Source organism: Isoptericola nanjingensis, from assembly GCF_050311635.1.
In the GTDB taxonomy this organism is placed as follows: domain Bacteria; phylum Actinomycetota; class Actinomycetes; order Actinomycetales; family Cellulomonadaceae; genus Isoptericola; species Isoptericola nanjingensis.
Map to the genome: position 1 here is coordinate 42799 of NZ_JBNOZL010000008.1, position 12745 is coordinate 55543.

Here is a 12745-nt window from a genome sequence, read left to right on the forward strand (position 1 = left end):
GGTCAGACTACGCACGAGCGTGGTCACCGGCCCGCGACGAACCCGAGGAGGTCGTGGCGGGTGAGGACGCCGACGGGGTCGCCGTCCTCGACGACGAGCAGCGCGTCGGCGTCGGTGAGCGCGGCGCGCACGGCCTCCACGCCCTCGCCGGCGCCGATGAGCGGCAGGCGGGCCTCCATGTGCGCGTCGACACGGTCGGCGAGGGTGGCGCGGCCGGAGAACACGGCGTCGAGCAGCGCGCGCTCGGTGACCGACCCCGCGACCTCGCCGATCTTCACGGGCGGCTCCGCCCCGACGACGGGCATCTGCGAGACGCCGTACTCCCGCAGGATCTCGATGGCGTCGCGCACCGTCTCGCTGGGATGGGTGTGCACCAGGTCGGGCAGCCGCCCGTCCTTGGCCCGCAGGACGTCGCCCGCGGTGACGCCCTCCTCGTCGGGCAGGAACCCGTACGACCGCATCCACGTGTCGGAGAAGATCTTCGACAGGTAGCCGCGACCGCCGTCGGGCAGCAGGACGACGATCACGGCCTCCGCCGCCGCCGCCGCGTCCTCGTCCTCGAGCCGGCGCGCGAGCCGCAGCGCCGCCTCCACCGCCATCCCGCACGACCCGCCCACGAGCAGGCCCTCCTCGCGCGCGAGCCGGCGCGTCATGGCGAAGGAGTCCGCGTCGGTGACGGCGATGACCTCGTCCGGCACGGTCGGGTCGTAGGCGCCCGGCCAGAAGTCCTCGCCGACGCCCTCCACCAGGTACGGCCGGCCGTCGCCGCCGGAGTAGACCGAGCCCGCCGGGTCGGCGCCGACGACCCGCACGGGGCCGCCGTCGGCCCGCTCCGCCGAGACCTCCTTGAGGTAGCGGCCGGTGCCGGTGATCGTGCCGCCCGTGCCGACGCCCGCGACGAAGTGGGTCACGCGGCCGTCGGTGTCCGTCCACACCTCGGGCCCGGTGGACTCGTAGTGCGACAGCGGGCCGTTCGGGTTGGCGTACTGGTTCGGCTTCCAGGCCCCGTCGATCTCCTGCACGAGCCGGTCGGAGACCGAGTAGTAGGAGTCGGGGTGGTCGGGCGGGACGGCGGTCGGCGTCACGACGACGCGCGCGCCGTACGCCCGCAGCACGTCGCGCTTGTCCTCGCTCACCTTGTCCGGGCAGACGAAGACGCAGTCGTAGCCCTTCCGCTGCGCGACGAGCGCGAGGCCCACGCCGGTGTTGCCCGACGTCGGCTCGACGATCGTGCCGCCGGGCCGCAGCTCCCCGGACGCCTCCGCCGCCTCGACCATCTTCAGCGCGATGCGGTCCTTGACCGACCCGCCGGGGTTCACGTACTCGACCTTGGCGAGGATCGTCGCGCTGAGGCCGTCCGTGACCCGGGTGAGCCGCACGAGCGGGGTGTGCCCGACGAGCTCCGAGATGTGCTCCGCGTATCTCATGAGCCGATCATGCCCCTCTGTGGGGCTTTCACCACCGGTCCCGCGTGGTGCCGCGGAACGCCACGACGAGCACCCGCACCGCGAGCACGGTGCCGACGAAGCCCAGCGCGGCGCCGAGCACCGTGAACCACGGCAGCTGCGGAGCGAGCATCGGCCCGCCGTCGGCGACGAACAGCACCACCGCGCCGACGACGGCGCCCACAGCCACGAGGGTCATGATGACCTGCTGCACCAGGCCGGACAGGAACGCCCGGTCGGCGGGGTCGGAGAACGCGCGCACGGTGACGGTGAACCGTCCCTCCTCCAGGTCCCGGACGAGGCGGGTCACGCGGCGGGGCAGCCGCTCCAGCTCGGGCGCGAAGCCGAGGAGCTGCTGCGTGGCCTTCCGGCGCACGGCCTCCGGCGTGACGAGCCGGTGCAGCAGGGGTCGGCCGTGGTCGCGGGCGCCGGCCACCAGGTCGTAGCCGGGACTGAGCAGGTCGAGCGTGCCCTCCAGCGACGCGAAGGTGCGGAACGCGGCCGCGACCTGCGGCGGCACCGCCATGCCGGCCGACGTCACGACCCGGACCAGGCCGGCGAACGCCGCGCCCGCCCCCGCTCCCGCCCGGAACCGGAGCACCAGCCGGCCGACCTCGCGCTCGAGGCGGCGCGCGTCGAGCCCGGGCGGCGCGTCGAGCAGCTCGAGCAGGGCGTCGGTGGCGGCGATCGCGTCGTCGCTGTCGATCGCCAGCAGCAGCGCGCCGAGGGCGATGCGCTCGGGCTCGCCGAGCCTCCCGACCGACCCCATGTCGAGCAGGCCGAGGCCACCGTCGGCCAGCACGAGCACGTTGCCCGGGTGCAGGTCGGCGTGGAACGTGCCCGCCACGAGCAGCTGGTCGAGCGCGGCGCGCAGCAGCCGGTCGGCGAGCGCGGCGCGCGCCCTGTCGTCGAGCCCGGCCAGCACCTCCCGGGCCTGGCCGACCGGCGTGCCGTCCAGGCGCTCCAGCACCAGCAGCGTGTCGCTCGACGGCCCGTCGACCACCTGCGGCACGACGACCAGCGGGCCCGACGACGCGCCGTCGTGCGTCACGACGTCCAGCGCGGTGCGCAGGGCGCGCGTGTTCTCCGCCTCGACGGCGTAGTCGAGCTCCTCGCGCAGCGACGCGGCGAAGCCGTCGGCCAGCGCGACGACGCCGAGGCTGCGGCCCCACGCCGTGTCCCGCTCGAGGCGCCGGGCGAGCCGGCCGAGGATCGCGAGGTCGACGGCGACCTGCTCGCGGGCGCCGGGGCGCAGCACCTTCACCACCACGTCGCGTCCGTCGAGCAGGCGAGCGGCGTGCACCTGCCCTACCGACGCGGAGGCGAGCGGCTGCGGGTCGAAGGACCCGAAGACCTCCGCCACGGGGCGCCCGAGCGACCGCTCGACGACGGCCTCCACCTGGTCCCACGGCGCCGGCGGCACGTCGCTCTGCAGCGTCGCGAGGGTCTCGGTGACGGCGTCGGGCAGCAGGTCGCGCCGGGTGGAGAGCATCTGGCCGAACTTCACGAACGTGACCCCCGCGTCGGACAGGGTGTCGCGCAGCCCGACCGCGAGGCGGCGGACGTCCGATCGCGACGTCGCGCCGTCGCGCCGGTTCCGGCCGAACGCGCCGCCGAGGCCGTGCCGGACGCCGATCGCCACGACCTGCGCGTACCGGCGCGTCTCGCGGCGCCCCTGCCGGAGCCGCCGGGCGGCGCGCCAGGGGGTGGGCAGCGTGCCCGTGGGCACGAGCAGCTCCAGCACGAGCAGCACGCACAGGCCCAGCACGAACGCCCAGCAGAAGACGAGGACGATCCCGACGAGGGCGACCCACGGGTCGACCTCCAGCGCGCCGTCGCCGCTCCACCAGCCCGCCGCGCGCAGCCCGCTGGTGAGCGCCGCCGACGCGACCGAGATCGCCACCAGCGAGACGAGCCCTGCCCTGACCCAGCCGACCGGCGCGCCCATCACCCGCCGCGCCGTCCAGGCGAGCAGCGCCAGCATCGCCACCGTCGACACGAACGCGAAGATCGCGCCCACCACGCCGCCTACCGCGTCCATGACCGCCCCGTCGTCACCCGCACCATGACGCCCACTCTTCCGGACCCGGCCCCGGCCCGTCGTGCCGAACATGCGGTGGCGCTCGTTCTCATGGCGGAGGACGTGCGCCGCTGCATGGTCGACATCGGGGCGGGTCAGGCGCGGGTGGCCCAGGTGGCGAGGGTGAGGGCGACGGCGTCCTCGGCGAGCGCGGCGGGCAGGTCCGGCCAGCCGCGGCGCGCGACGGCGGCGCGCCACGCCGCCCCCGCGCCGGTGCCGACGACGCCTCCCGCCGCCCCGGCGACGATCGCCGCCACGACCGACGGCGCCGGGGCGTGGTGCCGGAGCGCCAGCAGCAGCCCGCCGGTGGCGCCGCTCGCCGCCCGGACGTCGGGCCCGGGCGGGTCGAGGCGGCTCGGGGTCGTGGGCAGCTTGTCGCCCACGAGCTCGCCGGCGACGGCGAGCCCCGCGAGCAGGCGCGGCAGCGTGGCCGGTCGGCGGAGGCGGTGCGTGGGCGGCCGGTGCGCCGGCACCGGGCCGAGCAGCGGGCCGGCGACGCCGAGCGTCGCGCGCGACCCCGCGGCCACCCCCAGCGCCAGCGAGCGGACGACGAGCGGTGCGGTCATGCGCCCACCCTGGCACCGCCGGGCCTCTGCCGCCCGCCGCCGCCGACGCCGAACAGGTCGGACCCGGTCAGGCGGGGAGGGCGGCCGGCTCGGCGGCGGGGCCCACGGGGTCGGGGCGCCCCTTGTCGTTGCGCATCAGGAAGCTCGCGACGACGAGGACGGCCAGGGCCACGGCCCCCATGACGAGGTATGACGAGGAGAACCCGATCGCGTCGTACGACAGGCCGAAGACCCACGAGAAGATGAAGACGCCGACCTGCTTGGCCGTGTTGAAGCCGACCATGTAGGCGGTGGCGGAGATCCGGACGTCGAACATGCGGGTGATGTACTTCATCACCGAGACCAGCATCAGCGGCATCTCGATCGAGGCCAGCAGGCGCCACACGATGAGCATCTCGGTCGACGTGAAGAGGGCCGAGCCCACCACGCGGACCACGAGGACGAGGGCGAAGATCTGCAGGCCCCGCTTGGCGCCGATCTTGTTGATGATGAACGGCATCGCCACCATGACGGCGGCCTCGAGCAGGATCTGCACGAACACGACGCGGGAGAACAGCACCTGCGGGTCGCCCGAGCCGGTCACGTGGTGGCCGAAGTAGATCGCGTACTGCCCGTCGAAGACGTCGTAGAGCGCGGCCGTGCCGAACATCAGCACCATGAAGCCGACGAACGAGCGGTCGCGCAGCAGGTGCTTGAGCGTGTCCTTGCTGACCTTCGGCCGCTCCTTGGTCTCGGCGGCCACCTGGGCCTGCGCCGCGGAGTCCGCCTTCGGCGTGCGGGCCGCGAACAGCAGCGCCCCGAGGACGATCGCGGAGAACGTGCCGACCCACCAGATGTTGTCAGGGTTGGCCGCCCAGATGAAGCCGCCCACGAGCGACGCCGTCGCGCCGGCCAGCGAGCCGAAGAGCCGCACGTGCCCGTACTCGAACCCGTTGGCCCGGGAGTTGCGCTCGTTGAACGCCTCCACCACGCCGACGCCCGAGTTGAGCACCAGCGACAGGAAGACGCCGCCGACGAGCGCGCCCAGCACCTGGTTGGCGTCCACGATCGCCGGGAAGACGAACGCGAAGAAGGGGCCCATGAGCGCGCCCATGACGACGACGAACGCGAACAGGTTCTTGCGGAACCCGAGCCGGTCCTGGATGTAGCCGTAGAACGGCTGCAGGCACAGGGCCGTGAGCGCCATCATCGACTGGAGGAGGCCGATGTTGCCCGACGACATACCCAGCTGCTCCTCGAGCCAGGGCGCGAGGAACGTCATCACGAGCTGCCAGATGGCGAAGTAGAAGAAGAACAGCCCGCCGAAGTTCCAGAACGCGAGCTTCTTCAGGGAGTCGCGGGCGCGAGGCGTGGCGGTGGCGCCGTCGGGCGTCGCGGTGGTGGTGCTCATCAGAACGCTCCGTCAGCGGGGAGGACCTCGGTCGAGGTGGGGGTGGGGCGGGTGTCGGGCACCGGCGTGCCCCACACGGGGTCGCCGTCGGCGTCGAAGGCCAGCACCTGCGCGCGGGCGTGGCGGTTCGGGTCCCACAGCGGGTCGCCGGAGATCTCGGTGTAGGTGCGTGCGTGGTAGACGAGGACGGCGTCGCCGTCGGGCGTCTCGGTGAACGAGTTGTGGCCGGGCCCGTACTGGCCCGCGGACGGGTCGCTGACGAACACGGGCTCGGTGCTCTTGGTCCACGACGCCGGGTCGAGGAGGTCGGCGTCGGCGTCGGCGGTGAGCAGGCCCATCGCGTAGTCGATGCCCGTGGCGGCGCCGGAGTAGGTGAGGAACACGCGGCCGCCGCGCACGAGGACGGACGGGCCCTCGTTGACCCAGAAGCCCTTGGTCTCCCAGTCGAACTCGGGACGGGTCAGCTCGACGGCCGGGGTCGCGAGCGTCCACGGGTTCGCCATGCGGGCGATGTACAGGTTGGAGTGGCCGCGCACCGTGAGGTCCTGCTGCGCCCAGACGAGGTACTGCTCGCCGCCGAGCACGAAGCTCGTGGCGTCCAGGGCGAACGACTCCCAGCCGGTGTCGACCTGGCCACGTTCCACCCACTCCCCCTCGAAGGGGTCGTCGGCGGTGTTCTCCAGCACGAAGACGCGGTGGTTGAACGTCTCGTTCTCGCTCGGCGCGTCCACGGTGCCGTGGTCCACGGGGGCGGCGGCGTAGTAGATGTACCAGGCGCCGTGCACGCGGTGGATCTCGGGCGCCCAGACGAGCTGCGACTGCGGCCCGGTGGCGTGCCGCTCCCAGACGGTCACCTCCTCGGCCTTCTGCAGGTCCTCGAGGCGGTCGGCGCGCCGGAGCACGATGCGGTCGTACCGGGGGTGCGAGCCCGTGAAGTAGTAGGTCCCCTCGTGCCGGAGCACGCACGGGTCGGCGCGCTGCAGCACGATCGGGTTGACCGTGACCTGGTCCGTCATTGGTGTCTCATCCTCCGGTGTCCTGCACTGGTCCGGCAGAGCGCATCGAGCGCTGCTCCACCAAGAATGTAAACGATGTAAACCAGTGACCGGAGTGACGTCCGCGACGTCGGCGCCGACAACGGCGCCATGACCTGGACGAAGGGGAGCGCGGTGTGACGAGGCCCACGCGTCGCGCGCGCCCGAGGCGGCTTAGGGCGTGACGACGAGCCCCAGCGACTCGGCGAGGACCACGGCCTGGGCGTGGTCGATCACCGCACCGGTCAGGCGCGCCGCACGCGGGTCCAGGGCCGAGAGGTCCGTGCCCCGCAGGACGGCGCCGCGCAGGTCGACGTCGCCCAGCTCCGCGCCGGACAGGTCCACCCCGATCACGGTGGCACCGGCCAGCCGCGCCCCGTCGAGGTCGGCCTCGCGCATCCGCAGGCCCTCGAGGTGGACGCCGTCCATCGCCGCCCGCCGCAGCGTGACGAAGGACCAGTCGCCGCGCTCCGCCCGCAGCAGGTCGAAGCGGCAGTCGTCGAAGCGCGAGCCCACGAGCTTGCAGCCCTCGAACGACGCGTCGAACAGGTTGGTGCGGCTGAACGTGCACCCCGTGAACGCGGTCTCGCGCCACACCGAGGCGTTGAACCGCGCACCGCGGAACGTGCACTCCACGAAGGTGGCGCCGGTGGCCGTCACCTCGGTGAGGTCGACCTCCACGAGCTCCACCCGCTCGAAGGTGCCGCCGGACAGGTCCCGGCCGTACCAGTCCTCTCCCCGCACGGTGCTGCCCGGCTCGATCGCGTCCGGTACGGGCCCCCGCTCGACGTCGCTCATCCCCGCACGCTAGCCCGCCCCGGCGACACCCCCTGCACGAGCCGGCCAGGGGCCTCCGCGAGGTAGCACCCGAGTCGGCGAGGTAGCACCGGAACCGGCGAGGTAGTACCGGAACCGGCGAGGTAGTACCGGAACCGGCGAGGTAGTACCTGACCTCGCGTCTCGATCCGACATCGCGCGCACGGCACGGCCCGCCCGGGACTACCTCGCGGGCACCAGTACTACCTCACGGGGTTCCGTACTACCTCGGCAGGTCCGGTACTACCTCGCGGGGTTCCGTACTACCTCGGCAGGTCCGGTACTACCTCGCGGGGTTCCGTACTACCTCGGCAGGTCCCGTACTACCTCGCGGGGTTCCGCACTCCCCCGCGGTGGACGGGTGGTCCCTCGGCGGCGCGGGTGACACTGGTCCCGTGCCCGACACGACGACGCCCCGAGGCCTGGTCCTGACGCCCGGCGCGGGCGCGAGCCGCGACCACCACACGCTCGTGGCGGTGGAGCGGCGGCTGGCCGCGCTCGACCCGCCGCTGCCCACGGAGCGTCTGGACTTCCCGTACCGGCTGGCGGGCAAGCGGATGCCGGACCGGCCTCCCGTCGCCGTCGCGCACCTGCGGGCCGAGGCGGAACGGTTCGCCGGGTCGCTCGGCGTCGGGACCGACGCGCTCCTGCTGGGCGGCCGCTCGTACGGCGGGCGGATGTGCTCGATGGCGGTGGCCGAGGGCCTGCCCGCCGCAGGGCTGGTGCTGCTCAGCTATCCGCTGCACCCGCCGGGCAAGCCCGAGAAGCTGCGCGTCGACCACTTCCCCGACCTCGCGGTGCCGGTGCTGTTCGTCTCCGGCGACCGCGACCCGTTCGGGAGCCCCGACGAGCTGGCCGAGCACGCCGCGGCCATCCCCGGTCCCGTCACGGCCGTCATCCTGCCCGGCGCGCACGACGTCCGGGGCAAGGACGACGACGTCGCGGCCGCCGTCGCGGACTGGGCGCGCACGCTCTGACCGTCCCCTCCCGCTCGCATGTCCACCGATGCGCGCTTTTGTCCGCTCGCGCTCGGCACGACCGTCGGCCTGCCAGCATCTGACACGTCACGACCGTCGACCGACGGCACATGTGTGCAAGGAGGCCCTCATGTCCACGAGAAAGCTCCGACGCTCCGGCGTCGCGTTCCTCGCCGTCGGCGCCGTCGCCGCGCTCGGCGCCTGCAGCGGCGGCGACGCCTCGGGCGGCGACGGTGAGGACGTCACCCTCACCTTCGCGTGGTGGGGCGACGCGTCGCGCGCCGAGCGGTACGAGAAGGCGATCGACCTGTACGAGGAGAAGAACCCGCACGTCACCGTCCAGTCGTCGTACGCGTCGTTCGCCGACTACTGGACCTCCCGGAACACGGAGGCCGCGAGCGGCAGCCTGCCGGACGTGTTCCAGATGGACGTGACCTATCTGTCGCAGTACGGCAGCAGCGGCCAGATCGCGCCCCTCGACGAGTTCACGCAGGACGGCACGATCGACATCTCCACGTTCCCCGAGACGGTCATGCCGGCCGCCAAGGTGGACGGGAAGATCGTCGGCATCCCGACCAGCACGGGCGGCATCGCGACCTTCTTCAACACGGGGCTGCTCGGGGACCTGGGCGTGGACGTGCCCACCGGCGACCTGACGTGGGACGAGTACGACGCGGTCCTGTCGCAGGTCGGCAAGGCCGGCGCGGACGCCGACCCGCAGGTGAGCGGCTCGGTGCAGTACACCCAGATCTGGACGGTGTTCGAGATCTGGCTCGCGCAGCAGGGCAAGGCGCTGTTCACCGCCGACGGGGCGCTCGGCTTCACCGAGGCGGACCTCGCGACCTGGTGGGAGCGAGCGACGCCCCTGTTCGAGGACGGCGGGTTCATCGACCCCAAGCGGGCCGAGCAGCTCAACGGCGCGGACCCCCTCGGCTCAGGCATCACGGCCAGCGAGCTGAGCTTCTACAACTTCCTCGTCCGCTTCTCGGAGGGCAGCGCGGCCGGCGACTTCGCGATGACGCTCCCCCCGGCCGACGACGCGAGCAACCGCGGGCTCTACCTCAAGCCGTCGCTCGAGCTGTCGATGTCGGCGAGCAGCGAGCACCCGCAGGAGGCGGCGAAGTTCATCGACTTCATCGCCAACGACCCCGCCGTGAGCAAGGAGTTCGGCCTGTCGCGCGGTGCGCCCATCTCGCAGCCGGCGCTCGACGCGCTCGAGCCGGAGGGGCTCGACAAGGAGATCCTCGACTACTGGACGCAGCTGTCCGAGGTGGCCGGCGACACTCCCCCGCCGCCGCCCGAGGGCGCCGGCGCCGTGGAGGTCGAGTTCACCCGCATCGCGCAGGACATCGGGTTCGGCAGCACGAGCCTGGACGACGGCGTCAAGGAGTTCTTCTCCATCGCCCCGGGGATGCTGGGCTGAGCGACCGCCCGCGGACGGTCGCTCAGCGGCCGCCCGCGGGCCTCTCCGGGTACTCGGCGGGCCGCTTGCCCAGCTCGACGGCGAGCTCGTGCCGGCCGGCGAGGATGTCCGGGCGCTCCTCGTCGCGCTGGCGCAGCGCGTCCGCCTGGAGCTCGGGCGAGAGGTGGTCCCAGTACAGGGTGCCGTCCAGGTGCTGCGCCTCGTGGATGAAGGCGCGGGCCAGGAACCCGCGGCCCGAGAGCTGCACCGGCCCGCCGTGCTGGTCGACGCCGCGCACGGTGGCGGCGCCGGGCCGCTCCAGCGGCTCGTACGCGCCGGGCACGGACAGGCAGCCCTCGTCCTCGGTCTCGGGGTCGGCGTCCGCGTCCACCTCGAGCACCGGGTTGACCACGTGCCCCACGTGCCGGTCGCCGCGCTCGTCCGTGACGTCGTACACGAACAGGCGGAGCCCGACGCCGACCTGCGGCGCCGCCAGCCCCACGCCCTCGGCATTCTCCATCGTGGCGAACATGTCGTCGATCAGGCGCGCGAGCTCCGGGGTGGAGAACTCCTCGACCGTCGCCGCCGGCGCGTGCAGCACGGGCTCGCCGATCTCGGTGATCCGCAGCACGCGGCCGCGCGCCGCCTCCGGCGCCTGGGCCGGGTACGGGTCGGCCGGCTCCCCCAGCAGGTACGTGGTGGGCCGACGTCGACCGAAGCTCCAAGCCATGGGACAGAGCCTAGGCGAGGGCGGCAGGGCCGGGCCCCCCACCGCCTGACCTCCGGGGTCCCCCGGAGGCGCGTCATACCCCAGGGGGACCCCGGTCCGGGAGGAATCCGCTCATGGTCCGACGCGGCCGGCGGCCCGCCGCGGGCACCGTAGGTGTCATGACACCTCTGCTGAGCGCGCGTGGCCTGACGATGCAGTACCCCGGCGGGGTCACGCCCGCCCTGGACGGCGTGGACCTCGACATCGCCGCGGGCGAGTCGGTGGCGATCATGGGCGCGTCCGGCTCCGGCAAGACGACGCTGCTGCACTGCCTCGCGGGCATCCTGCGGCCGACCGCCGGGTCGGTGACCTTCGCGTCGGGGCAGGGGCTGGTGCGGGTCGAGTCGCTGGACGACGCGGCCCGGTCGCGACTGCGGCGCGAGGAGCTCGGCTTCGTGTTCCAGCAGGGCCTGCTGCTCGACGAGCTCACGGCGCTCGAGAACGTGGCCGTGGCCCGGATGCTCGGCGGGGTGCCGCGCGGCCAGGCCGAGGCGGAGGCCGCGCAGTGGCTGCAGTACCTGGGCCTCGCGGGCCTGGAGCAGCGGCGCCTCGGCGAGCTGTCGGGCGGCCAGGCGCAGCGCGTCGCGATCGCGCGCGCCCAGGTGACGGGCGCCCGGCTGATCTTCGCCGACGAGCCCACCGGCGCCCTGGACTCCGCCACGTCCGTCGAGGTGCTCGACCTGCTGCTCTCCGCCACCGCGCAGGGCCGCACGCTCGTCGTCGTCACGCACGACGCCGACGTCGCGCGCCGCTGCGCCCGCACCGTCGTCCTGCGCGACGGCCGCGTCGTCTCCGACACGGCGGCCCCGGCCGCCACCTCGGGCACCCCCGCGCCCGCCGCCGAGGTGTCGCGATGACCGCCACCGCCCCGGCACCCGCGCCGACCGCCGTGCCGGGCGCGCGGCCGACCGGAGCCCTCGCGACGGCCGTCCACCTCGCCCCGCTGTTCCGGCGGCGACGCGACGACGACCGCCTGGCCACCGCGCTGCCCGTGGCGAGCTTCGCCGTGGTCACGGCCCTGCTGCTCGTGGTGCTGGGCGGTGCGCAGGCCTTCTTCGGCTGGGACGACGAGCTCGCCTCCACCTACGAGACGCTCGCCGTCATCGCCGTCGTGCTGCTCCTCGTGCCGCTCGCCACGGTGGGCGCGTCCGCCGCCCGCCTCGCCGCCCGACGGCGCGACGAGCGGCTCGCGTCCCTGCGCCTGCTCGGCGCGACCACCGGCACGATCACCGCGCTCACCGTGCTCGAGGCGGCGGTGACGGCGCTGGCCGGCGCCGTCCTCGGCGTCGTGCTCTACGCGGTCCTCGCGCCGCTCGTGGGGCTGCTGCACTTCCGCGGCGAGGCGCTCGGCGCGCAGATGTGGGTGCCCTGGTGGTGGCTGCCGCTCGCCGTGCTCGGCGTGGCGCTGCTGGCCGCGGCGAGCGCCGTCGTCGGCCTGCGCGCCGTCGTCGTGACGCCGCTGGGCGTGCGGACGCGGCAGAAGGCCGGCACCGCGCACTGGGTGCGCGTCGTGATCGCCGTCGGCGTGCTCGTCGTCGGGCTGGGGCTCATGCAGGTGCTGGGCGTGCTCGGCGAGATGGGCGGCATCGTCGCGATCGTCGGCACGCTCGCGGCGATCTTCGGCGGCATGCTGCTCGCCCTCGACGCCCTGGGCCCGTGGTTCGTGCGCGTGCGGGCGCGGCGCCAGGCGCGCAAGGCGCAGACGGTGCCTCGCCTGCTCGCCGCGCGCATGGTGCTCGAGGACCCGAAGGCGGCGTGGCGGCAGGTCAGCGGCGTGGCGATGACCAGCTTCGTCGGCGTCTTCGGCGCCGTCGGGCTCGCCATGGCGGACATGACGTCGACCGAGGGCATGGACCCCGACGAGCGGTGGCTCATGCAGGACGTCTCCACCGGCGTCCTCGTCACCGTGGCGGTGTCGTTCCTCATGGTCGCGTGCTCGGTGGGCATCAACCAGGCCGCCTCGACGCTCGACCGGGCCGCCGTGCACGTCTCGCTCGACCGGCTCGGCGTGCCGCGCGAGGTGATGAGCGAGGCCGCGCGGCGCGCCGTGATGTCGGCCCTGTGGATGGTGGCCGGCGGCTCGGCGCTCTGCGCGGCCGTGCTGCTTTTCCCGCTGGTCGGGATGGCGATCTTCGTCCAGCCCGTCGCGATCGTCACCGCGCTGGCCGTCTTCGCGCTCGGGTTCCTGTCCGTCCGTGGCGCGGCGGCGCTCAGCGCCCGCCTCGTGCCGGGGATCCTCGCCCGGCCCGAGCGCGCGCTCTGACGT

The 12745-nt window shown here is 73.9% G+C and carries 11 protein-coding genes; 4 read left to right on the forward strand and 7 right to left on the reverse strand.

Features of this window, described 5'->3' with window-relative positions; translation table 11 throughout:
- Positions 1-23: 23 nt before the first annotated feature.
- The 6 genes from ACQP6G_RS16450 to ACQP6G_RS16475 all read right to left on the reverse strand — a co-directional run bounded on the left by ACQP6G_RS16450 (position 24) and on the right by ACQP6G_RS16475 (position 7313).
- Positions 24-1427 carry a cystathionine beta-synthase gene (locus ACQP6G_RS16450; protein ID WP_429765840.1) on the reverse strand — a complete coding sequence of 468 codons (1404 nt, stop codon included), beginning with the start codon at positions 1425-1427 and terminating at the stop codon, positions 24-26.
- 28 nt (positions 1428-1455) lie between these two features.
- Positions 1456-3486, reverse strand: coding sequence for an ABC1 kinase family protein (locus tag ACQP6G_RS16455; RefSeq protein ID WP_429765842.1), 2031 nt, complete (start codon positions 3484-3486; stop codon positions 1456-1458).
- Positions 3487-3620: 134 nt separating this feature from the next.
- Positions 3621-4091 carry a hypothetical protein gene (locus ACQP6G_RS16460; protein WP_429765844.1) on the reverse strand — a complete coding sequence of 157 codons (471 nt, stop codon included), beginning with the start codon at positions 4089-4091 and terminating at the stop codon, positions 3621-3623.
- A 67-nt stretch (positions 4092-4158) separates the two neighbouring features.
- Positions 4159-5481 carry an oligosaccharide MFS transporter gene (locus tag ACQP6G_RS16465; RefSeq protein WP_429765845.1) on the reverse strand — a complete coding sequence of 441 codons (1323 nt, stop codon included), beginning with the start codon at positions 5479-5481 and terminating at the stop codon, positions 4159-4161.
- Positions 5481-6497 (reverse strand): glycoside hydrolase family 43 protein, encoded by a 1017-nt coding sequence (locus tag ACQP6G_RS16470; RefSeq protein WP_429765847.1) that lies wholly within the window; start codon positions 6495-6497, stop codon positions 5481-5483. The genes ACQP6G_RS16465 and ACQP6G_RS16470 overlap by 1 nt, the downstream gene beginning before the upstream one ends.
- Positions 6498-6689: 192 nt before the next feature.
- Positions 6690-7313, reverse strand: a complete 624-nt coding sequence (locus tag ACQP6G_RS16475; protein ID WP_429765848.1) for a pentapeptide repeat-containing protein — start codon at positions 7311-7313, stop codon at positions 6690-6692.
- 413 nt (positions 7314-7726) lie between these two features.
- Here ACQP6G_RS16475 and ACQP6G_RS16480 point away from each other — a divergent pair, with 413 nt between their 5' ends.
- A complete protein-coding gene (locus ACQP6G_RS16480; protein ID WP_429765849.1) occupies positions 7727-8308 on the forward strand; it encodes an alpha/beta hydrolase family protein in 582 nt (193 codons plus the stop codon).
- 130 nt (positions 8309-8438) lie between these two features.
- Entirely contained in the window at positions 8439-9731 is a 1293-nt protein-coding gene (locus ACQP6G_RS16485; RefSeq protein ID WP_429765850.1) for an ABC transporter substrate-binding protein, read from the forward strand.
- A gap of 22 nt (positions 9732-9753) precedes the next feature.
- Here ACQP6G_RS16485 and def read toward each other — a convergent pair whose 3' ends face one another.
- Entirely contained in the window at positions 9754-10440 is a 687-nt protein-coding gene (gene def, locus ACQP6G_RS16490; protein ID WP_429765852.1) for a peptide deformylase, read from the reverse strand.
- A 158-nt stretch (positions 10441-10598) separates the two neighbouring features.
- Here def and ACQP6G_RS16495 point away from each other — a divergent pair, with 158 nt between their 5' ends.
- Positions 10599-11336, forward strand: a complete 738-nt coding sequence (locus ACQP6G_RS16495) for an ABC transporter ATP-binding protein (RefSeq protein WP_429765854.1) — start codon at positions 10599-10601, stop codon at positions 11334-11336.
- Positions 11333-12742: an FtsX-like permease family protein gene (locus ACQP6G_RS16500; RefSeq protein WP_429765856.1), complete on the forward strand. Its 1410-nt coding sequence runs from the start codon at positions 11333-11335 to the stop codon at positions 12740-12742. Before ACQP6G_RS16495 ends, ACQP6G_RS16500 begins: the two co-directional genes overlap by 4 nt.
- Positions 12743-12745: the final 3 nt, after the last annotated feature.

Excerpts from the sequence above, each read along its gene's own strand:
- ACQP6G_RS16450 (WP_429765840.1), bottom strand. The coding sequence starts at position 1,427 with ATGAGATACGCGGAGCACATCTCGGAGCTCGTCGGGCACACCCCGCTC.
- ACQP6G_RS16455 (WP_429765842.1), bottom strand. The coding sequence starts at position 3,486 with ATGGACGCGGTAGGCGGCGTGGTGGGCGCGATCTTCGCGTTCGTGTCG.
- ACQP6G_RS16460 (WP_429765844.1), bottom strand. The coding sequence starts at position 4,091 with ATGACCGCACCGCTCGTCGTCCGCTCGCTGGCGCTGGGGGTGGCCGCG.
- ACQP6G_RS16465 (WP_429765845.1), bottom strand. The coding sequence starts at position 5,481 with ATGAGCACCACCACCGCGACGCCCGACGGCGCCACCGCCACGCCTCGC.
- ACQP6G_RS16470 (WP_429765847.1), bottom strand. The coding sequence starts at position 6,497 with ATGACGGACCAGGTCACGGTCAACCCGATCGTGCTGCAGCGCGCCGAC.
- ACQP6G_RS16475 (WP_429765848.1), bottom strand. The coding sequence starts at position 7,313 with ATGAGCGACGTCGAGCGGGGGCCCGTACCGGACGCGATCGAGCCGGGC.
- ACQP6G_RS16485 (WP_429765850.1), top strand. The coding sequence starts at position 8,439 with ATGTCCACGAGAAAGCTCCGACGCTCCGGCGTCGCGTTCCTCGCCGTC.
- def (WP_429765852.1), bottom strand. The coding sequence starts at position 10,440 with ATGGCTTGGAGCTTCGGTCGACGTCGGCCCACCACGTACCTGCTGGGG.
- ACQP6G_RS16495 (WP_429765854.1), top strand. The coding sequence starts at position 10,599 with ATGACACCTCTGCTGAGCGCGCGTGGCCTGACGATGCAGTACCCCGGC.
- ACQP6G_RS16500 (WP_429765856.1), top strand. The coding sequence starts at position 11,333 with ATGACCGCCACCGCCCCGGCACCCGCGCCGACCGCCGTGCCGGGCGCG.